Origin of the sequence: Paenibacillus glycanilyticus, from assembly GCF_051200795.1 — a bacterium.
Lineage (GTDB): Bacteria > Bacillota > Bacilli > Paenibacillales > Paenibacillaceae > Pristimantibacillus > Pristimantibacillus glycanilyticus.
Window position 1 is genome coordinate 3159925 of sequence record NZ_CP195155.1, and the last position, 21133, is coordinate 3181057.

Annotated in this window: 18 protein-coding genes and 1 other annotated feature; of the genes, 12 read left to right on the forward strand and 6 right to left on the reverse strand. The window is 52.1% G+C overall.

The window, feature by feature from the left end; genetic code table 11:
• Positions 1-75: 75 nt before the first annotated feature.
• Together ACR9FF_RS14505 and ACR9FF_RS14510 are read right to left on the reverse strand one after the other, a co-directional pair.
• Positions 76-1323 carry an MFS transporter gene (locus tag ACR9FF_RS14505; protein WP_435171865.1) on the reverse strand — a complete coding sequence of 416 codons (1248 nt, stop codon included), beginning with the start codon at positions 1321-1323 and terminating at the stop codon, positions 76-78.
• A 98-nt stretch (positions 1324-1421) separates the two neighbouring features.
• Positions 1422-2291, reverse strand: a complete 870-nt coding sequence (locus tag ACR9FF_RS14510) for a helix-turn-helix domain-containing protein (protein WP_435171866.1) — start codon at positions 2289-2291, stop codon at positions 1422-1424.
• 137 nt (positions 2292-2428) lie between these two features.
• Between ACR9FF_RS14510 and ACR9FF_RS14515 the strand changes: the two genes are divergently transcribed.
• The 5 genes from ACR9FF_RS14515 to ACR9FF_RS14535 all read left to right on the forward strand — a co-directional run bounded on the left by ACR9FF_RS14515 (position 2429) and on the right by ACR9FF_RS14535 (position 8654).
• Positions 2429-3724 carry a Gfo/Idh/MocA family protein gene (locus ACR9FF_RS14515; RefSeq protein WP_435171867.1) on the forward strand — a complete coding sequence of 432 codons (1296 nt, stop codon included), beginning with the start codon at positions 2429-2431 and terminating at the stop codon, positions 3722-3724.
• A gap of 12 nt (positions 3725-3736) precedes the next feature.
• Positions 3737-5188: a glucuronate isomerase gene (gene uxaC / locus ACR9FF_RS14520; protein WP_435171868.1), complete on the forward strand. Its 1452-nt coding sequence runs from the start codon at positions 3737-3739 to the stop codon at positions 5186-5188.
• The gene (locus tag ACR9FF_RS14525; protein WP_435171869.1) at positions 5185-6693 is read left to right on the forward strand and encodes a tagaturonate reductase; all 1509 of its coding nucleotides are present in this window, start codon (positions 5185-5187) and stop codon (positions 6691-6693) included. Before uxaC ends, ACR9FF_RS14525 begins: the two co-directional genes overlap by 4 nt.
• Entirely contained in the window at positions 6690-8225 is a 1536-nt protein-coding gene (locus tag ACR9FF_RS14530; RefSeq protein WP_435171870.1) for a UxaA family hydrolase, read from the forward strand. Before ACR9FF_RS14525 ends, ACR9FF_RS14530 begins: the two co-directional genes overlap by 4 nt.
• A 120-nt stretch (positions 8226-8345) precedes the next feature.
• A complete protein-coding gene (locus ACR9FF_RS14535; protein WP_248759247.1) occupies positions 8346-8654 on the forward strand; it encodes a hypothetical protein in 309 nt (102 codons plus the stop codon).
• Between the two features lie 60 nt (positions 8655-8714).
• On the opposite strand, the gene ACR9FF_RS14540 is transcribed toward ACR9FF_RS14535, so the two are convergent.
• The 3 genes from ACR9FF_RS14540 to ACR9FF_RS14550 form a co-directional block, all read right to left on the reverse strand.
• On the reverse strand, positions 8715-9938 hold the full coding sequence (locus ACR9FF_RS14540; protein WP_435171871.1) for a CynX/NimT family MFS transporter: 1224 nt from the start codon (positions 9936-9938) through the stop codon (positions 8715-8717).
• Complete coding sequence (locus ACR9FF_RS14545) at positions 9907-10638, reverse strand: FadR/GntR family transcriptional regulator (RefSeq protein ID WP_201005186.1); 732 nt, start codon at positions 10636-10638, stop codon at positions 9907-9909. The genes ACR9FF_RS14540 and ACR9FF_RS14545 overlap by 32 nt, the downstream gene beginning before the upstream one ends.
• 116 nt (positions 10639-10754) lie before the next feature.
• Positions 10755-11657, reverse strand: coding sequence for a sigma-70 family RNA polymerase sigma factor (locus ACR9FF_RS14550; protein WP_201005189.1), 903 nt, complete (start codon positions 11655-11657; stop codon positions 10755-10757).
• Between the two features lie 520 nt (positions 11658-12177).
• Here ACR9FF_RS14550 and ACR9FF_RS14555 point away from each other — a divergent pair.
• Complete coding sequence (locus ACR9FF_RS14555; protein WP_435171872.1) at positions 12178-13365, forward strand: MFS transporter; 1188 nt, start codon at positions 12178-12180, stop codon at positions 13363-13365.
• 80 nt (positions 13366-13445) lie between these two features.
• Positions 13446-14975 carry an FAD-dependent oxidoreductase gene (locus ACR9FF_RS14560; protein WP_435171873.1) on the forward strand — a complete coding sequence of 510 codons (1530 nt, stop codon included), beginning with the start codon at positions 13446-13448 and terminating at the stop codon, positions 14973-14975.
• A gap of 61 nt (positions 14976-15036) precedes the next feature.
• Here ACR9FF_RS14560 and ACR9FF_RS14565 read toward each other — a convergent pair whose 3' ends face one another.
• Entirely contained in the window at positions 15037-15651 is a 615-nt protein-coding gene (locus ACR9FF_RS14565) for a TetR/AcrR family transcriptional regulator (RefSeq protein ID WP_435171874.1), read from the reverse strand.
• Between the two features lie 129 nt (positions 15652-15780).
• Between ACR9FF_RS14565 and ACR9FF_RS14570 the strand changes: the two genes are divergently transcribed.
• The 5 genes from ACR9FF_RS14570 (at position 15781) to ACR9FF_RS14590 (ending at position 21132) form a co-directional block, all read left to right on the forward strand.
• Positions 15781-16347 carry a cysteine hydrolase family protein gene (locus ACR9FF_RS14570; protein WP_435171875.1) on the forward strand — a complete coding sequence of 189 codons (567 nt, stop codon included), beginning with the start codon at positions 15781-15783 and terminating at the stop codon, positions 16345-16347.
• A 38-nt stretch (positions 16348-16385) separates the two neighbouring features.
• On the forward strand, positions 16386-17591 hold the full coding sequence (locus ACR9FF_RS14575) for a multidrug efflux MFS transporter (RefSeq protein WP_435171876.1): 1206 nt from the start codon (positions 16386-16388) through the stop codon (positions 17589-17591).
• Positions 17592-17648: 57 nt separating this feature from the next.
• Positions 17649-17913 (forward strand) — a binding site (T-box leader).
• Positions 17914-18031: 118 nt separating this feature from the next.
• A complete protein-coding gene (asd, locus tag ACR9FF_RS14580) occupies positions 18032-19117 on the forward strand; it encodes an aspartate-semialdehyde dehydrogenase (RefSeq protein ID WP_127492167.1) in 1086 nt (361 codons plus the stop codon).
• 84 nt (positions 19118-19201) lie between these two features.
• Complete coding sequence (locus tag ACR9FF_RS14585; RefSeq protein WP_435171877.1) at positions 19202-20161, forward strand: D-2-hydroxyacid dehydrogenase family protein; 960 nt, start codon at positions 19202-19204, stop codon at positions 20159-20161.
• 197 nt (positions 20162-20358) lie between these two features.
• Positions 20359-21132, forward strand: coding sequence for a gluconate 2-dehydrogenase subunit 3 family protein (locus ACR9FF_RS14590; protein WP_127492172.1), 774 nt, complete (start codon positions 20359-20361; stop codon positions 21130-21132).
• The last annotated feature ends 1 nt before the right edge of the window (position 21133 follow it).

The window sequence follows — 21133 nt, forward strand, 5'->3', positions numbered from 1 at the left end:
GGTTAACTACGTTTCTTTCCTAATTATACATTAGTAATTAAAAAGGCTTGAACCTTTGCAGGTTCAAGCCTTTTCTCAGGATGCGCTTATGCTTCTCGATTGCGCGGCACTTGCGGGTGCCCGATTCTCCTTGTTGACCAAGGAATGAACGAGGAAGGAGCCTACCGAGACAGCGGCCGTAATTACGGCAAGCCAAGCGACCGGCGTTAATCCGCCGCCGTCGTAAAGCCCGCCCATCATATACGGACCGATAACCCGTCCAGCCGACCCGATTCCGCCGGTCAAGCCCAGATAAAATGGGGCGTTTTTGCCGCTATTCTCGGTTAGAAAGGCCGGTATGGCGGGCGCGATCAGCATCTCGCCTAGCGTAGTCAGAATCATGCCAAGCACCATGCCGGGGAAGCTGTGCATGATCAGTATGACGACATAACCGCTCATGTACAAAACGGCGCTTGCCGTCAACTGGGCTTTGACCGAGCTGGCAGCCATACGCTTAATCAGATTGGTCACCGGCTGGGCAACAAAAATCAGAATGCCGTTAAGCGTCCAAAGATAGCCAAACATTTGCTTCGACATGCCGTGCTCGATAATAAACGGAGATACGCCGGTATTCCAGATGCTGTTGCCGAGGTTGATCAGCATTCCTCCGAGCGCCATAAACAAATAGAGCCGGACGTCGGTAACAAGCTGCCATAAGGTTGCGCCGCCGGCATCGCGTTTTTTCCTCATCAGCTCCACTGAATGATCCCCGCCGCCTGTCCCAACCCGCTGCAGATAGAAGAGGAAGAACAAGGCGAACACGCCGGATGTAACGCCGTTAAGCACAAAGCTGAGCGAATAGGAGACGTCGGCCAAAAAGCCGCTTAGCGCCGTGCCAACCGCCACGCCGATATTGTTGGCGATATAAACGATATTGAAGAGCTCTCCGCGCTGCTTGGCAAATCGGAAGCCGATAAAGGCCTGGATAGCAGGCATCGATAAGGCATTAAACAGCCCGATAAGGCCCATCATGACGATAAATACGGTCCAGGCATGACTTAAAGCCGGCAGAAGCAGCAGTCCAGCTGCATTTAAGGCGAGTGCTCCGATAATCAGCTTTTTTACGCCAACCCGGTGGTAAAGCGCACCCCCGAGCAGTTGTCCGGCAATCCCGCCGATAGACTGCACGAGAATGACGAGCCCGGCGTCGGACATGGATCGTCCAAGCTGGTCGAAGACGAACATCGTAACAAGCGGCCACATCAGCGCGCTGCCAATGGCATTAATAAGACTGGCGAGCAGGAACACTTTAATTTCTTTCGGGTATTGCGATAGTGATTTCATCGATGTTATAGACTCCCGGATGTTAAATCGTGATGCAAGGCTTCTATTATACCTTAAGGCAAGCCAAAAAGCCGAAGGATATTTTTGTGCTAAAGCAATTATCCCTTTTGCCCGTATTGGTTCCGGTAGTCGCGGGGCGAGAGCCGGATATGGGTCTTGAATACGCGCTCGAACTGAGACAGGCTTTCAAACCCGACATCCGCCGCGATTTCGGTAATTCGTTCATCCGTTTCGCGAAGCTGCTGCTGCGCTTCCTTCACCCGGGTAATGCCGATATATTCCGTCAGTCCGAAGCCGGTGTACTTCTTGAACGTGCGGCTCAAATAACTGGCGCTGAGATGGAACTGCCTGCTTAAACCGTCAAGCGTCAGCGGTTCCCGGAAATGGTCGGCCACGTAGCTTGCGATCTCCATCGCTTTGGCAGCCGCGGGGGAAGGAGGGACGGAGCCGTCGCTTGGCTCCGGTTCGGTCTGAATCGCGTGGCGAGCAGCGAACAGCAGGGCTTCGGCAACGGCATGGCGAATCGGCATTTCATGTCCAGGAGGACGCTCCTGCACCTCCTGGAGAAGACCGTACAGCAGCTGCTCAAAGCGAAGGCGTTCCTGATGGGCAAGCCGGAAAACCCGGCGCGAGCCAAGGAAGGGGGAGAGAAGCAGCTCGGCTTCTTCCTTGCCGTATTGCTCGAAATATTTTTCGTTGTAATAGAGAACGACTCTCGCATGGTTTGGAACGCCGGTATCCGAGGTTTTGTGCAGCTCATTGGCCGGAATAAGCACCAGGTCTCCTGCGGCAATCGGATATTTGCGGTCTTTAATGAAATATTGCCGTTCCCCGCTGAACAAGTAATAGAGCTCATATTGCCCGTGGATATGCTCGACGGACATCGTGAAATGGCCCTTGCGTTTGTTATATTCCAGAAAGAAAAGATCTTCCGAATCCCCATAGAATAGTTCATTGCTTAAATGCATGATCAAAGACCCCCGAATGACAAAATATGCGGTATAGAATTAATTCTAGCATAGATTGCGGAGAGATTGAGCAGATATTGCTGTACATTTTGAATATAGGAAATCCAATACCAGCCAATAAGGAGATGTACAAACCAATGTCTAACAAGAAAACGTACGTGCAAGTCGGAACCGGGGGGCGCGCGGAATTTTTCTATGGGGCGATTGCCACAACCTACCGGGAAACATCCGAGCTGCTTGCCTTTTGCGATATTAACCAGACCCGCATGGACTATGCGAACAAGCTTCTGAAGGACAAGTACGATTACCCTGCCGTAAAGACATACAAGAGCGACCAGTTCGAACGCATGATCGAGGAGATCAAGCCGCAGTTTGTCATCGTTACGTCCGTTGACCGCACGCATCATCAATATATTATCCGTGCTCTCGAGCTTGGCTGCGATGTGATTACAGAAAAGCCGATGACGGTCGACGAGGACAAATGCCAAGAAATTCTGGACGCGGTTGAGCGGACGGGCCGTCAGGTGCGCGTAACGTTTAACTACCGCTATGCTCCGCATCATACCAAAGCCCGCGAGCTTATTGAAAACGGTACCATTGGCGACGTAACCTCCGTGCACTTCGAATGGCTGCTCAATACGCAGCACGGCGCGGATTACTTCCGCAGATGGCACCGCGACAAACGCAACAGCGGCGGACTTCTTGTCCACAAGTCGACCCATCACTTCGATCTCGTGAACTTCTGGATTGGCTCCGAGCCGGATACGGTATTCGCGATGGGCGACCTGCTGTTCTACGGCCGTGAAAATGCCGAGAAGCGCGGCGTTACCAGGTTCTACGACCGCGCGACCGGCAATCCAAACGCGGAGAACGATCCGTTTGCGCTGCCGCTCGACAACAACGAGCATTTGAAAGCGATGTATTACGACGCGGAGAAAGAAGACGGTTACCGCCGCGACCAAAGCGTATTCGGCGACGGCATCTCGATCGAAGACACGATGAGCGTGTTGGTCCGCTACAAGAACAAAGCTCTGCTGACGTATTCGCTTAATGCATACCTGCCTTGGGAAGGCTACCGGATTGCGTTCAACGGTACAAAAGGCCGCATCGAAATGACGGTAATCGAGCAATCCTACGTCAACTCCGGCGGGGACAAAGCCTTGGAAGGGGCGGTTCAAGGCGTGAACATCATCGTATTCCCGATGTTTGGCGAAGCCTACACGGCGGAGTTCGAAGAAGGCGAAGGCGGTCATGGCGGCGGCGATCCGGTTCTGCTCAACGATATTTTCGGCGTACCGGTGGAAGACCGCTTTAATCGCGCGGCTAACCACATTGACGGCGCGCGTTCCATTCTGACGGGCATTGCAGCCAACAAATCGATCCGTACGGGCCAATCGGTGAAAGTCGATGACCTGGTACGCTTTTACGAATAGGAGGAATTTCGGATGAAGGCTTTTATGGATGATCAATTTCTATTGAACAGCGATACCGCTGCCTTGTTATACGAGCAGTTTGCGAAGCCGATGCCGATTATCGACTACCATTGCCACCTGGATCCGAAGGCAATCTACGAGAATAAGCCGTTCCGCAACTTGACCGAGGTATGGCTGTATGGCGATCACTACAAATGGCGCGCGATGCGGGCTAACGGCATAGCAGAGGAGTATGTGACCGGCGGCGAAGGCGTCAGCGATTATGACCGGTTCCTCGCTTATGCGCGTACCGTTCCGATGGCGATCGGCAATCCATTGTATCACTGGTCCCATCTGGAGCTTAAGCGTTTGTTCGGCATTCACGAAGTTATTAACGAGAAGAATGCTCCGGTTATTTGGGAGAAAGCGAATAAAATATTTGAAGGCAACGGGATGACGCCGCAGGAGCTGGTGCGGCTATCGAATGTCCGCGTTGTATGCACGACGGATGACCCGGCGGATTCGCTGGAGCATCATATCAAGCTGATGGAAGAAGACCGTCATGGCTTCCAGGTACGCCCTTCGTTCCGTCCGGATAAGGCGCTTGAGATTAACCGTGCGACATTCCTGCCGTGGATCAATCGTCTGGAGGAAGCAAGCGGATATGAAGTATCCGATTACAGCGTGCTGCTGAAAGCGCTGAAGGAGAGAGTGGACTTCTTCCACCGGACCGGTTGTCTGCTGTCCGACCATGCCATCGATACGGTTCTGTATGCGGACGCGACGGAAGAGCAGGCGGCGGCGATCTTTGCGAAAGCTCTCCGCGGCGAACCGGTAAGCCTGGAGGAAGAAGCGCAATACAAGACCTTTACGCTGGTCTACCTATCCCGTCTGTATGCCGATCATGGCTGGGCGATGCAGCTTCATATTCATGCCCATCGCAACAACAATGCTGCAATGATGAGACGTCTAGGTCCGGATACGGGCTATGACTCCATTAACACGGGTTCATTGGCAGGACCGCTTGTCCGGCTGCTCGACAGCATGGAAAATAACGGCGGTCTGCCGCGTACGATTCTGTATTCCTTGAATGCTTCGGATAATGACGTGCTTGCTTCCATTATCGGCAGCTTCCAGGACGGCACGATTCCGGGTAAAATCCAGCTTGGCTCGGCATGGTGGTTCAACGATACGATTGAAGGCATGCTGGCCCAAATGAAATCTCTTGCGAATATGGGCCTGATCAGCAGGTTTGTCGGCATGCTGACCGATTCGCGGAGCTTCCTGTCTTATCCGCGGCATGAATACTTCCGCCGGATTCTGTGCAATCTGCTTGGCGACTGGGTGGAATCCGGCCAAGTTCCCGCGGATATGGAGCTGCTTGGCTCTATCGTTGAAGGCATCTGCTACCGCAACGCGGAGCAATACTTCCGTTTTGGATCAGACTCGGCGAGCATTAAGGTTCAAGCGGAGGTTGCCCAATGAGTTCTATGACAAATAACTTACCTAACTTGAATTCTGCCATCCTGCGTGAAGGAGAGGCTTCATCTTATAACCGGATGAAGTCTTATCCGGTCAAGGCGCTGCAAATCGGCGAAGGCAATTTCCTCCGCGGCTTTGTAGATTGGATGATTCACCGCTGCAATGAGCAAGGGCTTTTTAACGGGAGCATTGCGGTATCCCAGCCTCGCCCAACGGGCGCGGCGAAGCTGCAGGAGCTTAAGGAGCAGGACGGTCTCTATTATCAATGGATCAGAGGCCTGAATGATGGGGAGCTTGTCGATCGGCGCGAGCTGATCTCGGTATTCTCAGCCTTTATCGATCCGTATCAGGAATGGGACCGTTTCCTTGCGCAAGCGGCAAATCCGGATTTGGAGCTGGTTGTGTCGAATACGACGGAAGCGGGTCTAGTCTACCAGGCATCTGAATGGGCGCCGGATCAGCCGATCCTATCGTACCCGGGCAAGCTGACGCTGCTCTTATACCGCAGGTTCGAGCATTTTGGCGGTGATCCGGGCAAAGGTCTTCTTCTGCTGCCATGCGAGCTTGTTGAGCGCAACGGCGATAAGCTTCGCGACATCGTGCTGCAGCATGCTTCGGACTGGAAGCTGCCTGAGCCGTTCGCGGACTGGATCCGGGAGCATAACCGGTTCCTGAATTCGCTGGTGGACCGGATTGTCACGGGCTTCCCGGCCGAAGAAGCGAATGAGCGTTTTGAGGAATGGGGGATCAAGGACCGTCTCTTGAACGCGGCTGAGCCTTATCATATCTGGGCGATAGAAGGGGAAGAGGAGTTAGACGAGCGCCTTCCGTTCGTAAAAGCCGGATTAAACGTCGTATGGACAAACGATCTGCAGTCCTATCAGCTTCGCAAGGTACGGATCCTGAACGGTGCCCATAGCTGGATGGCGGCATACGGGCTGCTGAACGGATTAAATGAAGTACGCGAAGTCGTTGAGCACCCGGTCTACGGAGCGCATTTGCGCGAAGTTGTTTTTAAAGAGATTGTACCGTCCGTACCGCTTCCGGAAGGGGAAATGAAAGCGTATGCCGGGCAGGTTATCGAACGTTTCGCGAATCCGTACGTGAGGCATAAGCTTACGGATATCGCGATGAATAGTTTATCCAAATTCAAGGTGCGCCTGCTTCCGACTCTTATGGCCTATTACGAGCGTACAGGCGATTTGCCGCCGTTTATCGTGAAGGCGTTTGCCTCCTTGCTTAAACTGTACCGCGTAAAGCTAACCGAGGAAGGCGCTTATGTCGGCACGCGTCTGGATGGTAGCCAGCTGCTCATTCGAGACGATGCGGCTATGCTGGCGGAGCTTGCCTCCCTTTGGAACAAAGCGGATAACGGCGAGCTTAGCTTGAAGGAGCTGCTGGAGGATGTTCTCGGACGCGACGTTTGGTGGGGAATGAATCTAAACGGAATAGCCGGCCTGGCTGAGCGGTTAACGGCCGAAATTGCTCAATTGGAGGAACAAGCATGAGAAATGCAACGATTACGAACGCAACGCTGCTTCACCCGCAAGACGATGTCGTTATCGCTCTGCGGGATATCGAACCGGGCGAGATCGTCAGATGGCCGTCGGCCGATGGAAGCGAGCAGTCGGTAGCGGTAGATAAAGCGGTGCCGCGCGGCCATAAAATTATGATTCATCCCGTTGCGGCCGGCGTGTATGTTCATAAATTCGGTTACTCGATCGGAGTCGCCAAAGAAGACATAACGCCAGGCAGCTGGGTTCATACCCATAATCTCCGAACCGGATTAGGAGAGGTTCTGGAGTATGAATACAAGCCTAAGACGGATTCGGCTTCAACCGAAGCTGTGGTCAGTCCGTCTTGGCCCGCAACCTTCCAAGGTTATGTCCGGGAAGATGGGGAAATCGGGATCCGGAATGAAATCTGGATTATCAATACGGTTGGCTGCATTAACAAGACCTGCGAGACGCTCGCCAAGCTTGCCGGACGTCAGTTCGAGGGGCAAGGGATCGACGGCGTATACCATTTCCCGCATCCGTATGGCTGCTCCCAGCTCGGCGATGATTTGACGGCGACGCAGAAGCTGCTTTCCGCCCTTGTCCGGCACGGAAATGCGGCGGGCGTGCTCGTTATCGGACTCGGCTGCGAGAATAACCAGATTGAAGCCTTCAAGAAAGCGATTGGCGATTACAATCCGGATCGCGTCAAGTTCCTGAAATCCCAAGAAGTGGAGGATGAGCTGGAGGAAGGGCTGAAGCTGATCGAAGAGCTCGTCCGGTACGCCGGCGGATTCAAACGTCAGGACTTGCCTCTTGCGAAGCTGCGGATTGGCCTGAAATGCGGCGGTTCGGACGGTTTTTCCGGCATTTCGGCGAACCCACTTGTGGGCCGTATCGCTGATGCGATTACGGCTGCCGGCGGTACGGCGCTGCTGACGGAAGTGCCGGAGATGTTTGGCGCGGAGACGATTCTGATGGACCGGGCGGCGGATGAGCAGGTATTTAACGGGATAGTTAACCTCATTAATGATTTTAAAGGATATTTTATCCGACACGGACAGGAGATCTATGAGAATCCATCCCCAGGCAACAAGGACGGCGGGATTACGACGCTTGAGGAAAAGTCGCTTGGGTGCACGCAAAAGGGCGGCCATGCAACGGTAACCGACGTTCTTCCGTACGGGGAACCGTCGAGAAAACCGGGCCTCAACCTTGTTCAAGCACCGGGCAACGACTTGGTGTCGGTTACGGCTTTATCGGCTGCCGGGGCCCATATCGTATTATTTACGACGGGACGAGGCACGCCTTTTGGCGGTCCGGTTCCAACCGTCAAGATTGCGACAAATACGCAGCTGGCGGAACGAAAAAAGAACTGGATCGATTACAACGCGGGTCAGTTGATTGAAGGGAAGAGGATGGAGGAGCTTCAGGAAGAGCTGCTTCATCAGATTGCCGAGCTTGCTTCAGGCAAGCGGGAGACGAACAACGAACGTAACGGCTTCCGCGAAATTGCGATTTTTAAAGACGGCGTTATTCTATAGTTATTAATGAACCGGGCTGCCGCCGCTAAGCGGGTATCCCGGTTTTTCGTTTTGAAGGCGGGTCCGGAAGTCATGTATACTAGTAGGCACTTGCATCTGATTATTGGGAGGCCTATTACGATGAGTCAGCGTTACCGCATTACTAGATCTTTGAAGGAAACAGGCAATGTTCAGGATATGACCTTGGACGAGTGCAAGCAGCTATTTGCGTCCAAGCCGGATTTCGAATACACCTCGGTCTTTACCGTAAAAGGCCCGGAGAGCACGATGTCCATCGAAGGCGATTTCTTTATGTGGAGCTACGGGGAAGCTAAGATCCCTTTCCGGTTGTACAGCGGCGATCTCTATGTGGCAGTGAGCAATGAGGCGGTCGTTCCGAAAATGATCGAAATTGCGAGCGAGCTTGAAGCGGATATTGTGGAAGGTTAATGAGATTGCGAAAAATCAATTAAAAAACCAACTCTGCGAGGAGTTGGTTTTTTAATTGTTTCAAGCTTGCGCGTCGCCTACGTAACGATTTCTTGCAGCACCCATGCCAAAGATAAAAATGAGCAGGCTTGCGGCAATCAGCATGCCAATCGATACCGTCCAGTGATGGGTCATGTCGTGTAATATGCCGAATACGAGCGGACCGATTGCCGCCAGCAGGTAACCGACCGATTGCGCCATTCCGGAAAGCTGCGCGGCGGCATGGGAAGTGCGGGTACGGAGCGTGAAAAACAGCATCGCGAGACTAAACGAGCCCGCGCCGGCAATCCCGATAAACACCGACCATAACGGAACCAAGCCGTTCCCGTCCAGCAGCAATCCTCCTATGCCGACCAGGTAAAGAACCGTTGTAATAATCACGAGTATCCGTTGGCTTTTCATCCGGCTTGCAATGATGGGGATCACAAACGTAAACGGCAGCATCGAGAATTGGATAAGCGACAGCATCCAGCCGGCCGTATCGTCCGTCATGCCTCTGTTATTTAAGATTTCAGGAAGCCAAGCGACAAGATTGTAGAAGATAAAGGATTGCAGTCCCATAAATAAAGTAACCTGCCAAGCGAGAGAGGAACGCCAAGGCTTGGCTTCACCCGCAGCCGTGCTCACTTGGGATACGGCTGCTGCCGCTTGACGGGTTTGACTCATTCGAGGCAGCCAGAAGACGGTGCCCACGGCTGTCAGCACAAGCCAGCAGCTTAAGGCGCCTTGCCAGCCAAAGCCCGCATCGCGGGCAAGCGGTACGCTAATGCCGGAGGCAAAAGCGCCGCAAAGGTTCATCGATACCGAATAAATCCCGGTCATTAAGCCGATTTTGCTAGAAAAATCTCGTTTTACAAGGCTGGGAATAAGAACGTTGCAGACGGCAATGGATAACCCGATCAGGATCGTTCCGCCAAACAGGGCAACGGAGCTGGAGATCGAGCGGCATAAAGTACCGATCCCGATAAAGATCAAAGCGATAAAAATGACGCGTTCGACTCCGTAACGCCGCGCGAGCTGCGGGGCGAAGGGGGACATAAACGTAAAGGCGAGCAAAGGAACGGTTGTCAGGAGCCCGGCAACGGAATTGGAAATCCCGGTCGATTCGCGGATGTAGCTGACTAACGGTCCAACCGACGTGATAGGCGCCCTAAGATTGGCGGCTACGAAAATAATGCTTAAAGCGAGCAGCAGACCGGATGCTTTCTTAAGGTCAGCTTTCGCTATTTTGCTGATTTGTTCCATGTTGGTCTAGTCCTCCGGTGATGTCTTCATTCTGGAAATGCTGCTGCGTTTCTCCAATGTACTGCTGAACCATCTCTACTGCTTTGCCGCTGTTCTGCTCCCTAATCGCCTCCATCAGCCGTACGTGGTTATCATGGAAGCCGTGGAACCGATCCTTGTTGAACATGTCCACAAGAATAGGCGGCACGCTGTCGTAAATATAATCGTACAGCTCGATAAGCAGCCCGTTTCGGGAGGAAGCAATTACGGCCAGATGGAACTCCATATCCCAGCGGGCATAACCGTCGGCATCCGCCTTTTGAATAGCCTCTTTACTCTGATCCAGGCAATAAGCCATCCGCACCAAATCCTCCTCGTCCCGCCGCTGGGCGGAAAGACTCGCGGCTTCCTTTTCCAAGGCATGCCGAACCTCTAGCGTTTCCAGCCAGCTTGCTCGTTGGATTCGCTTCTTAAGTACGGGGCCAAGCGCGCTGGAGGAGCTGACATACGTACCGTCTCCTTGCCTTGTTTTCAACAATCCCGCATGGGTTAAGGCGCGGATGGCTTCCCGCAAGGTGTTGCGGCTGACTTGAAGCTGCTCCATCAGTTCAGGCTCCGGGGGGACTTTTGTGCCAACCGCCCATTGACCGGAAGCAATCAGACCTTCGATCTGCTCCGCCACTTGTTCAACCAGCGTTAGCCGTTTTGTTTGCTTTAGCATAGCGTTTCTCCTTTCCAAACGTTCAAACGTAGGATGTTTGGTTATTTTACCCCTAAAGTGATACATTTGCAATAAAAAAAGACCATTTCCCGGATTTGCGGAAAACGGTCTGGCATTTAATGAATTCTTGTAAGCTTCTCCGGATTGGAGATGGCGTAGACGGAACGTATTTTTCCCGTCTGTCCATCGGGCTCGAAGAGATAGACTTTGACGGGCTTGTTATCCTGGATTTGCATCAAGCCTTGTTGTCCGCTGACGACTATAGGCTGCCAGCTTCCTTCAAAGGCACCCTTCCTCGCAATACCCTCCAAAAAGGCAATAATTCTGTGCGGACCAAGGATCGGATTAAGTGCAGAGCGTACGATGCCGCCGCCATCCGACAGCATAACCGCGTCGTCGGTAAGAAGGTGGATGAAGCTTTCCAGTCGTCCCGTGTAGATCGCTTCGGAGAAGGACTGCACAAAGCGGGTCATGGACTCATCCAGCGTCGCTTTATTTTCCTCGTTAAGGGAGGAGGAATGACCGATCTTGGCGGAAGCGCGGCTGAAAATTTTCCGGCAAGCCGCTTCGGATTTATCCAGCATAGCCGCGATCTCCGCATATTCATAGCCGAAGGATTCCCGCAGGACAAATACGGCGCGCTCGGGCGGCGTACAGCTCTGAAGCAGAACGAGAAGGGCGTAACCGAGCTGTTCATGCTGAATAACATTGTCGAGCGGCGAAAATTCCGGAGCCCCGTCACTCACCGGCTCGGGCAGCCATTGGCCCGGGTAGCTTTCGCGTTTGCGCGGAGCCGACTTCATCACGTTTAAGACCCGGTTGGTGAGCAGTTTGACCAGATACGCCTTTGGGTGCGAGATCTCGATGCCATCAAGCCTGCTGACGGTAACGAACACATCCTGGACCGCGTCTTCCGCTTCGCTCATCGAGCCCAGCATCCGGTAGGCGATCGAAGTTAGGAGCGGCTTATACTCCCGGTAGAGCTGTTCAATTTCCAAAGCTGTATCGCTTGCCGTCAAGTCCTATCGACCTCCAAAATTTAACTGTTTTGATCATACCGTAACGAACCGCAAGAAACCACCCTCATCCCGAGGAGTGGTTTCTTTGGCTATTGAAAGCGAGGCAGAATGCGCAGCTCGCATGGTGTAGGTTTCGTTATCTAAGACAATGCAGCAGCCGGATTTGTGACAGGGGATAAGAAAAAAGATGGAGCATGACAAGGCAGTGTGCTGCCCCGGTTGCGGATCATTATAGAAAAAATGCATTGACGTGGATCGCTATTTCGGATTACACTAGCACCAGTCATTTAGTAAATTAGTAAATTAGTAAATAAGTGAACGAGGATCTTCCGACTAATTAAATTCATGAGGAAATTTAGAGTGAAGCTTGATGCATTCAATTAGTTGGCTCCATTAGAATCAACCATGCTGAAAGAGGTGAGGACAGCAGCTCCGTATAACCGCCGCAATGACACTGCGAGAACGTGACAACGGTCTTGCCGCCAAAATCAAAAATTTTACTAATCACGAGGTATCTATTATGTTTTCCAATCGTTATGTACGAACGATCATTTGTTCCCGGGTGCTGCTGCACCTGGGAATATGGATCCGGAATTACGCGGTGTTGCTGTATGTGACGGATCTAACCGGCAACGATCCGGTTTACGTCTCGCTTATTTCGGTTGCGGAATTTGCGCCGATCTTCCTATTCGCCTTAATCGGCGGGACCTTCGCCGATAGATGGCGGCCGAAGCGGACGATGGCAGGGAGCGATTTGCTCTCGGCGGTTTCCGTCGCAGGCGTATTGCTCGCGCTCATTAACGGCGGATGGATAGCCCTGCTGATCGGAACTTTTCTATCGGCGAGCCTGTCCCAGTTTTCCCAGCCTTCCGCAATGAAGCTATACAAACGCCATGTACCCGGCGAGCAGCTGCAGGGCGTGATGGCGATGTCCCAAACGCTTGTCGCGGTCTTTATGGTTCTTGGGCCGGTTATCGGCACGCTTATCTTCCTAAAGCTTGGCATCCAGGTATCCCTTATTTTGACGGCCGTCTTATTCCTGGGCTCCTCGCTTATTCTGGCAACGCTGCCCCGTGACGCAAGCGAACAGCATTCAAACCTCAAATCCAGCTTTATGAGCGAGATGACAGCCGGCATCCGGTACGTCTGGTCGAATCAGGCTCTTCGAACCTTATGCCTCAGCTTTGCGGTAGTCGGGTTTGCTTCCGGTCTAACGCAGCCGCTTCAAATCTTTATTGTGGTGGAGCAGCTTGGACAAGCGAAGAGCTTTCTGCAATGGCTTGTCATGACAAACGGCGCAGCCATGCTGATTGGAGGAGTTGCGATTATGGGCGCAGCGAAAAAAATACCGCCGCAGCGTCTATTCGTAGCGGGGCTGCTCATTACGGCAATCTGCACGACCGGGATCGGCGCATCTAAGATGATTTGGCTGACCATTCTCTTATTGATCATCAGCGGGTTGGTATATCCGGCTATTCAAGGAGGCATTCAAACGCTCATCGTACGGAACACGGAGATGGCTTATATGGGCCGCGTATCCGGAGCGATTATGCCAGTGTTTATGGGGATGATGGTTATCGGCATGTCTCTGTCTGGCTATTTGAAAGGTGCATTGTCGTTATTCGCCGTCTATGGCTTAAGCGGACTCCTCATCATGGCTGGCGTTCTAATCCTGCTGAAGCTCCGGGAACGTCAATCGGGCAAATAGGGAAGGCAGACACATAAATTCCTTATTAACGTGCAAATTAAGGAAATCCAATTGCCGTTGAGAGGGGTTACAGAATAACCATGCCATATCATAAAGATCTGCCGCAGTTTCCCGAGTCTTATTGGACTGCCTCCCAGCATGAAAAGGGTAAATTTCCGAAGCTAGAGCAGGACTCGGAAGCCGATGTTGTTGTAGTAGGCGGCGGGATCTCCGGTATAACAACGGCGTATCTGCTGAGTCAGGAGGGTCTTCGGGTAGTTCTGCTCGAAGCGGGAGAAATACTGAATGGTACGACGGCTCACACGACTGCCAAAATCACGGCGCAGCATGATCTGATCTTTGACGAGCTCATTAGCTCGGAAGGCAAGGAAAAGGCTTCGCTTTATTACGAAGCCGCGAAAGAGGCCATGAATTTCATCCATGAGACGATCGGCAAGCATCAGATCGAATGCGGTTATACGGAGCAGGACGCTTATGTTTACACCCATCATGTGGATTATATCCTCAAGGTGGAAAAGGAAGCGAAAGCCTATCAAGAGCTTGGCATTCCAGGGGCCTATCTGGACACCATTCCGCTTAACCTGCCGCTCTTTGGAGCTGTCCGGATGGACGGACAAGCACAGTTTCACCCGCTCAATTATTTATTGAAGCTGGTTGAGGAGTTTTTGAAGGCTGGCGGCAAAATCCATGAACAGACAACGGCCGTAGACGTGGAACGCGTAGACGATTCGCCAAAAGTCATGACCGGCGACGGCCATCGGATTGGCTGCAAATACGTTGTTTCCTGCACCCATTTTCCTTTTTACGACGGTCAAGGCTTTTATTTTGCAAGAATGCACGCCGATCGTTCCTATGTACTTGGCTTACGGGTGGAAGACGAATATCCGGGCGGGATGTATTTGAGTGCCGAGGACCCGAAGCGTTCCGTGCGTTACGCTCCGCTCGATGACGGGAATAAGCTGATTATTCTAGGCGGACAGAGCCATAAGACGGGACAAGGGATCTGCACGATCAACCATTACGACGAGCTGCGGAAGTTTGCGGAGAATCAGTTCGAGATAAAAGAAATTTCCTACAGATGGTCCGCGCAGGACCTTGTTACGGGAGACAAAATACCGTTTATCGGGCGCATTACGGCTTCGCATCCCGACGTCTTTATCGCAACGGGCTTCCGCAAATGGGGGATGACGAACGGTACCGCGGCTGCCCTCCTTATCCGGGATCTTATTCTGGAAAGAGATAATCCGTATGCGGAGCTGTTTACGCCTTCCCGTTCTCTGTCCTGGAAAACCGTTGGCAAGCTGATAACGGATAACGCGGATGTTGCGAAGCACTTGATTTCCGGGAAGCTGGAGTATGTCAAGAAACGTCCGGAGCACCTTGAGAAGGACGAAGGCAGCGTTGTTCAAATTCAAGGCCGCCGGGCAGGGGGATATCGGGATAAAGACGGTCAACTCTTTCTTGTCGACACGACCTGCACCCATATGGGCTGCGAGGTGGAATGGAATAACGGGGAACGGACCTGGGATTGCCCTTGCCACGGCTCGCGCTTCTCGATCACAGGCGAAGTTATTGAGGGTCCGGCGGAAAAGCCTTTAGTTCGCTTATAAAACAAACGAAAACCAGCTTGCATTCCTTGTTAAAGGGATAGGGCTGGTTTTTTCGTGCCGTCTATTTGTCTGCGATAAAAGTAGCGCAAAGATGCTCGAGAATCACTTCCTGCGAATAACCGCGGACCTCCCGCTGGAATAGATAGGATTCGCTGCTTACGCCGTTGAGCAGCATATCGGCACGGAATACGCTGTTTGGTTCAGATTTTCCCGAAGCGGCAAGCATCTCGTCAAACAGCTGAACAAGAATTTCATGCAGCTCATGGTAAAGAGGACCTTTTTGCCGGGTGCTCGGCCGGTTGGCTTGCGAAGAATCCTCTACGCCCCGGAGCAGCTGGGATTTCTTTTCCCGAAACTTGATAAACAAGCCAAGAATTCCTTTCAGTCTGGAGCTTGGAGAGTCAGCATGGTTATCTTCCAGGTAGGCGTAGATATCCTCAAACAGAATGACCAGATTGTCCTTCATGAGGTCCAGACACAATTCGCTCTTATTACGGTACCGGCGGTAAAGAGTGCCCGGTCCGATCTGGGCTTCAGCCGCTATCTGATTCATGCTGACCTGTTCCACGCCATGCTGTTCGAACAATTGGAGAGCGGCGTTAAGGATACGCTGACGGTTCTCGGCAGCATCCCGGCGCTCGGGCTTAGGCGGAGTAGTTGTTAAATCTTCATTCATGACCGGATCACATCCTATCTTAAAAACATGATTTTAAGCTTGGTTGACAAACGGAGAGGTCTCCGTTTAATATCAAAAGGAGAGTTCTCCGCTTAATATTATCATAACCGTAAGGAGTGTGTACAACCGATGTTGAACACGAAAAGAAGCGCATTCGTAATCATGGACTTGCAGAACGGCATTGTATCCCGTTTTGCGAATAACCCCGAGGTCATTCAACCTTTTCGGAAGGCTTTAGAGGCTGCGCGGGAGCACGAGATCCCGGTGATTTTTGTCCGTGTCGGCTTTAATGAAGGATATCCGGAAGTAAGCCCCCGCAATAAATCCTTTTCGGTCGTTGCGCAGCATGGCGGCATGACGATTCATGACGAAGCCACGCAAATTCACGAATCGGTGAAGCCATTGCCAGGCGAGCCGGTAGTAACGAAGTTCCGGATCAGTGCTTTTGCCGGCAGCAACCTGGAGGTTATCCTTCGCGCGAAGCAGGTCGAGAATCTTATTCTCTGCGGCATTTCGACAAGCGGAGTTGTGTTATCCACGGTGCGCGAGGCGGCTGACAAGGATTATGCCATTACCGTATTAAAGGATGCTTGCCTGGATGCGGATCCCGAAGTGCACCGCGTCCTTACCGAGAAGGTGTTCCCGCGCCAGGCGGACGTTAAAACGGTGGAAGACTGGATTGAATCCTTAGCTTAAAGCACCCGGAAGGAACAGAATGAAGGAGGATGACAGGTATGCCAATATGGAAAAGAAACCTGTTCGTCTGTTGGTTTGGCGTATTCGTCGCAAGCATCGGCATGAGCCAGATCGCCCCGGTATTGCCTTTGTACATCAATCATCTGGGCGTTTCCGATACCAGAATGGTAGAGCAGTATTCCGGTTTAGCGTTTGGGATTACCTTTATATTGTCCGCCGTGTTTTCTCCGATATGGGGAATCGCGGCGGATAAATACGGGCGGAAGCCGATGCTGCTCCGGGCTAGTCTCGGCATGGCCATCGTTATTTTCAGCATGGGCTTCGCCCAAAATGTGTATGAGCTGATTGGCCTTCGCCTGCTGCAGGGGATCATTACGGGTTACGCCTCCGCTTGCACGGCGCTTATCGCAACGCAGACCGAGAAAGCCCACGCCGGGTGGGCGCTCGGAACCTTGTCCACGGCGGGAATCGCGGGTTCCTTGTTAGGTCCGTCCATCGGCGGATTTATTGAATTGCATTTCGGTATGCGGAATGTGTTTTTTATTACCGGAGTATTGTTATTGTTCGCTTTTATTACAACCTTGCTGTTCGTGAAAGAGAATTTCACCCGCGTGGATAAAAAAGCGCAGAGAATGAAGGAAGTGTGGGACAGTATCCCCGAGAAGAATCTGACGATCACTTTGTTCGTGACGTATTTTGCCTTAACGCTTGCCATGTATTCCATTGAACCGGTCTTAACGGTGTATGTCACAAGCTTAACGAGCAGCACCAAGCATGTTGCACTGCTGGCCGGGTTTATATTCTCCGCCTCTGGACTGGCCAATATGATCGCGGCGCCAAGGCTCGGCAGACTGTCGGATAAGATTGGCGCGCACAAGGTGATGCTTATCGCTTTGATTGTTGCGGGGCTGTTGTTTATACCGCAGGCATTGGTCCATCAGCCTTGGGAGCTTATGGTGCTTCGATTCTTGCTGGGTCTGGCGGCAGGGGGACTTAACCCGTCTGTTAATATTCTAATCAAAAAAATTACGCCGGATGCTCTCACGGGCAGAGTGTTTGGTTTTACGATGTCGGCGGGGTACCTCGGCGTCTTTATCGGTTCGATTCTTGGCGGGCAAATATCGGCTTGGTTAGGCATCCGGGCCGTTTTTTTGACGACGGGAGCCATCCTGCTGCTCAACGCCTTGTGGGTCTACGCGAAAGCGTATAAGAGGCTTAATCTGAGAGCGGCTGAAGGCCGTTAATTTTTTTGCGAAAATGGGTTTACCTCGGATTCGTTTTTTGTTATTATAACTGCAATATGAAATGCAATGACGAGACGAGTAGGTAAATCAATTCTTTTCCAGAGAGCTCCGGTATGCTGAAAAGGAGTAAAGAGTTATTTATCGAAGAAAGACTCCGAGCAGCGCATCGGAACCGGTCTGGCCGGGGATGGTGTGACAGGAGCTCCTGTTATAGAGCTAGAGTATAAGCATTCGATGGCAATGCCGTACTTGAAGAGGCTGATATGGCGACATATCCGCGAATTTAGGGTGGTACCACGGGTATTCAAATCTCGTCCCTGAGACTACGGTCTTGGGGGTGGGATTTTTTTATTTTCGCAGCAAGCAAAGGGATTTATACCGCATACATGTAAGGTATAAGGTCGGCATACAAAATCAGACTGAGAGGATTTGAAGAATAAATGTCACAAAAACTTAAAGTTGGTATTGTTGGTGGAACAGGCATGGTTGGCCAGCGCTTCGTACAATTGCTGGATCAGCATCCTTGGTTTGAAGTAACGGTTATTGCCGCAAGCGCAGGCTCGGCAGGCAAAACGTACGTTGAATCTGTTCAGAACAGATGGAAGCTTGACACACCAATCCCTGAAGCGGTTAAGAATATCGTGGTGCAGGACGCTTCGAAGGTCGAAGAGGTTGCTGCTGGCGTTGATTTTGTATTCTGCGCGGTGGATATGCCTAAGAAAGAAATTCAGGCGCTCGAAGAGGCTTACGCAAAAACAGGCACGCCGGTCGTGTCCAACAACTCGGCGCATCGCTGGACGGCGGACGTTCCTATGGTTATTCCCGAGATCAATCCGGAGCATCTTGAAGTTATTGAGGCTCAAAGAAAACGTCTGGGTACAACAACCGGCTTTATCGCGGTAAAACCGAACTGCTCGATTCAAAGCTATGTACCTGCTCTTCATGCTTTGCGCGATTTCAAACCTACGACGGTTGTAGCTTCGACGTATCAAGCGATCTCCGGTGCCGGCAAGAACTTTACGGACTGGCCGGATATGCTGGATAACGTTATTCCTTACATCGGCGGCGAAGAAGAGAAGAGCGAGCAGGAGCCGCTCCGCATCTGGGGCAGCGTTGAGAACGGCGAAGTCGTGAAAGCAAGCGCTCCGCTGATCACAACGCAATGTATCCGCGTTCCCGTAACGGACGGACACCTTGCAACGGTGTTCGTGAACTTCGAGAACAAACCTTCGAAGGAAGAGATTCTTGCGCGCTGGTCCGAATACAAAGGCCGTCCGCAAGAGCTGGGTCTGCCAAGCGCGCCTAAACAATTCATTACGTACTTCGAAGAAGAGAACAGACCGCAAACGAAGCTCGACCGCGACATTGAAAAAGGCATGGGCGTATCGGCTGGCCGTCTGCGCGAAGATTCCCTGTACGATTTCAAATTCGTTGGCCTGTCGCATAACACGCTTCGCGGCGCAGCCGGCGGTGCCGTATTGATCGCCGAACTGCTCAAAGCGGAAGGCTATATTCAACCGAAATAATTGAGATGTTTGCAGCAAGCTCCCCCAGAATAGCGGGTAAGGAGCTTGCTGTTTTGCTTTCTAAGACAAGGAGGAGAACAGCAAATGAAATGTGCCGTATTGGATGATTATCAGAATGTTGCCTTGAGCATGGCCGACTGGTCGTCTGTTCAGGAGCGTGTTGAGCTGCAAGTATACAACCATCATTTCGAGGATCGGGACGAGCTTGTCTCTGCCTTGCAGGATTGCGAGATTATTGTCATCATGCGAGAAAGAACGCCATTTCGGAAGGAGCTTCTGCAGCGTCTGCCTAACCTGAAGCTTCTTGTTACCAGCGGAATGCGCAATGCATCCATTGATCTGGCCGCAGCTGCGGAACAGGGGATTACGGTATGCGGCACGAAAGGCGGAGGCGAGGGGACTACCGAACTGACCTGGGCGCTGATTCTGGGTTTAGCCAGAAAGCTGGTACTCGAGAATGAAGCGGTCCGAGACGGCGGCTGGCAGAGCACGATCGGAGTGGACCTTCATGGCAAGAGGCTCGGATTGTTGGGGCTTGGCCATATCGGAACCAACGTGGCAAGAATCGGACAAGCCTTCGGTATGGAAGTGATGGCGTGGAGCCAGAACCTGACCGCCGAGAAAGCGGCAGCAGCCGGCGTTACGCTGGCGAGCTCCAAGGAAGAGCTGCTGGAGAGCAGCGATATCGTATCCGTACACTTGGTGCTCGGAGATCGTACTCGGGGCTTGATTGGCGCGCGAGAGCTAGAGAGGATGCGGCCGACCGCTTTTCTCATTAACACCTCGCGAGGCCCTATTGTTGATCGCGATGCCTTGCTGGAAGCTCTTCGCAGCGGCACAATCGCCGGAGCCGGAATTGACGTATTCGAGCAGGAACCGCTGCCTCAAGATGATCCTTTCCGCTTGCTCCCGAACGTCCTAGCAACCCCGCATATCGGTTACGTAACGGAAGCGGCGTACCGGGGATTTTACAAAGGGATTGTAGAGGATATAGAAGCTTATTTGGCCGGCTCGCCGGTGAACGTTCTTGTACCTCGTATTTAGTGTATTTGAATATCTGTTATCTCATTAAAGCCTATCCTGTTTATCGGATAGGCTTTTTTGGTTCCCAAATAGGTTAAGGCAACCGGAGCATTCGAATGATTCTGTAGAAGCGAAGCGTTCGCTTCATGAATAATATTTCACCTATTGGAAGAAAATTAGAAAACCTACTAAATCGGGGTAGCAAGGAGAGAATGATAATGGCGAATGACAAACCGAATCAGCCGCAGGACGAATCGCGCAGAAGGTTCCTTAAATATTCCGGTACGGCTCTTGGCGGGGTCGTACTAGGCGGGGTCATCGGAGGACTTGTAGGCTCGAATCTGAAACAGACGGAGAAGGAAACAGCTCCGGAACCCGGCAAGTCGGGGACCGCACCGGAGAATAAAGACTATAACCAAGCGTTGATGTTCTTCAACCAAGATCAATTCCTCACGGCGGAAGCTGCTGCCGAAAGGCTGTTTCCAAAGGATGATCTGGGACCCGGCGCGAAAGAGCTGGGGGTTGCCTTTTTTATCGACCATCAGATGGCAAGCGCTTTTGGCACCAATGCCCGGGACTATATGCAGCCGCCCTATTACAAAGCGGAAGCCACGCAGGGCTATCAGTTGGTTTTCAAACGCAGAGAACTTATTGCGCTTGGGCTTGACGCCATGAATCAATACAGCAACACGAAATATCAGAAGCCTTTCGTGGAAATCGCGCCGGAAGAGCAGGATGCGGTATTGACCGCATTTGAGACGGATAAGACGGAGATCAAGGATGTGCCTTCCTCCAACTTTTTCGCCATGTTCCTTAATCTGACGCTTGAGGGAGCTTACGCTGACCCGCTGTACGGCGGCAACCGGAATATGGCGGGCTGGAAGATGAGGAATTTCCCTGGCAATCAAATGAGCTATACCGATTACATCGAGAAAGAAGAGTTCGTAAAACTAGAACCATTAAGCTTGCATGATCATCTTGAGCTTGGGTAGA

What these genes read in the sequence shown, in the direction of transcription:
- ACR9FF_RS14505 (WP_435171865.1), bottom strand. Translation starts at nt 1,323, where the DNA reads ATGAAATCACTATCGCAATACCCGAAAGAAATTAAAGTGTTCCTGCTC.
- ACR9FF_RS14510 (WP_435171866.1), bottom strand. Translation starts at nt 2,291, where the DNA reads ATGCATTTAAGCAATGAACTATTCTATGGGGATTCGGAAGATCTTTTC.
- ACR9FF_RS14515 (WP_435171867.1), top strand. Translation starts at nt 2,429, where the DNA reads ATGTCTAACAAGAAAACGTACGTGCAAGTCGGAACCGGGGGGCGCGCG.
- uxaC (WP_435171868.1), top strand. Translation starts at nt 3,737, where the DNA reads ATGAAGGCTTTTATGGATGATCAATTTCTATTGAACAGCGATACCGCT.
- ACR9FF_RS14525 (WP_435171869.1), top strand. Translation starts at nt 5,185, where the DNA reads ATGAGTTCTATGACAAATAACTTACCTAACTTGAATTCTGCCATCCTG.
- ACR9FF_RS14530 (WP_435171870.1), top strand. Translation starts at nt 6,690, where the DNA reads ATGAGAAATGCAACGATTACGAACGCAACGCTGCTTCACCCGCAAGAC.
- ACR9FF_RS14535 (WP_248759247.1), top strand. Translation starts at nt 8,346, where the DNA reads ATGAGTCAGCGTTACCGCATTACTAGATCTTTGAAGGAAACAGGCAAT.
- ACR9FF_RS14540 (WP_435171871.1), bottom strand. Translation starts at nt 9,938, where the DNA reads ATGGAACAAATCAGCAAAATAGCGAAAGCTGACCTTAAGAAAGCATCC.
- ACR9FF_RS14545 (WP_201005186.1), bottom strand. Translation starts at nt 10,638, where the DNA reads ATGCTAAAGCAAACAAAACGGCTAACGCTGGTTGAACAAGTGGCGGAG.
- ACR9FF_RS14555 (WP_435171872.1), top strand. Translation starts at nt 12,178, where the DNA reads ATGTTTTCCAATCGTTATGTACGAACGATCATTTGTTCCCGGGTGCTG.
- ACR9FF_RS14560 (WP_435171873.1), top strand. Translation starts at nt 13,446, where the DNA reads ATGCCATATCATAAAGATCTGCCGCAGTTTCCCGAGTCTTATTGGACT.
- ACR9FF_RS14565 (WP_435171874.1), bottom strand. Translation starts at nt 15,651, where the DNA reads ATGAATGAAGATTTAACAACTACTCCGCCTAAGCCCGAGCGCCGGGAT.
- ACR9FF_RS14570 (WP_435171875.1), top strand. Translation starts at nt 15,781, where the DNA reads ATGTTGAACACGAAAAGAAGCGCATTCGTAATCATGGACTTGCAGAAC.
- ACR9FF_RS14575 (WP_435171876.1), top strand. Translation starts at nt 16,386, where the DNA reads ATGCCAATATGGAAAAGAAACCTGTTCGTCTGTTGGTTTGGCGTATTC.
- asd (WP_127492167.1), top strand. Translation starts at nt 18,032, where the DNA reads ATGTCACAAAAACTTAAAGTTGGTATTGTTGGTGGAACAGGCATGGTT.
- ACR9FF_RS14585 (WP_435171877.1), top strand. Translation starts at nt 19,202, where the DNA reads ATGAAATGTGCCGTATTGGATGATTATCAGAATGTTGCCTTGAGCATG.
- ACR9FF_RS14590 (WP_127492172.1), top strand. Translation starts at nt 20,359, where the DNA reads ATGGCGAATGACAAACCGAATCAGCCGCAGGACGAATCGCGCAGAAGG.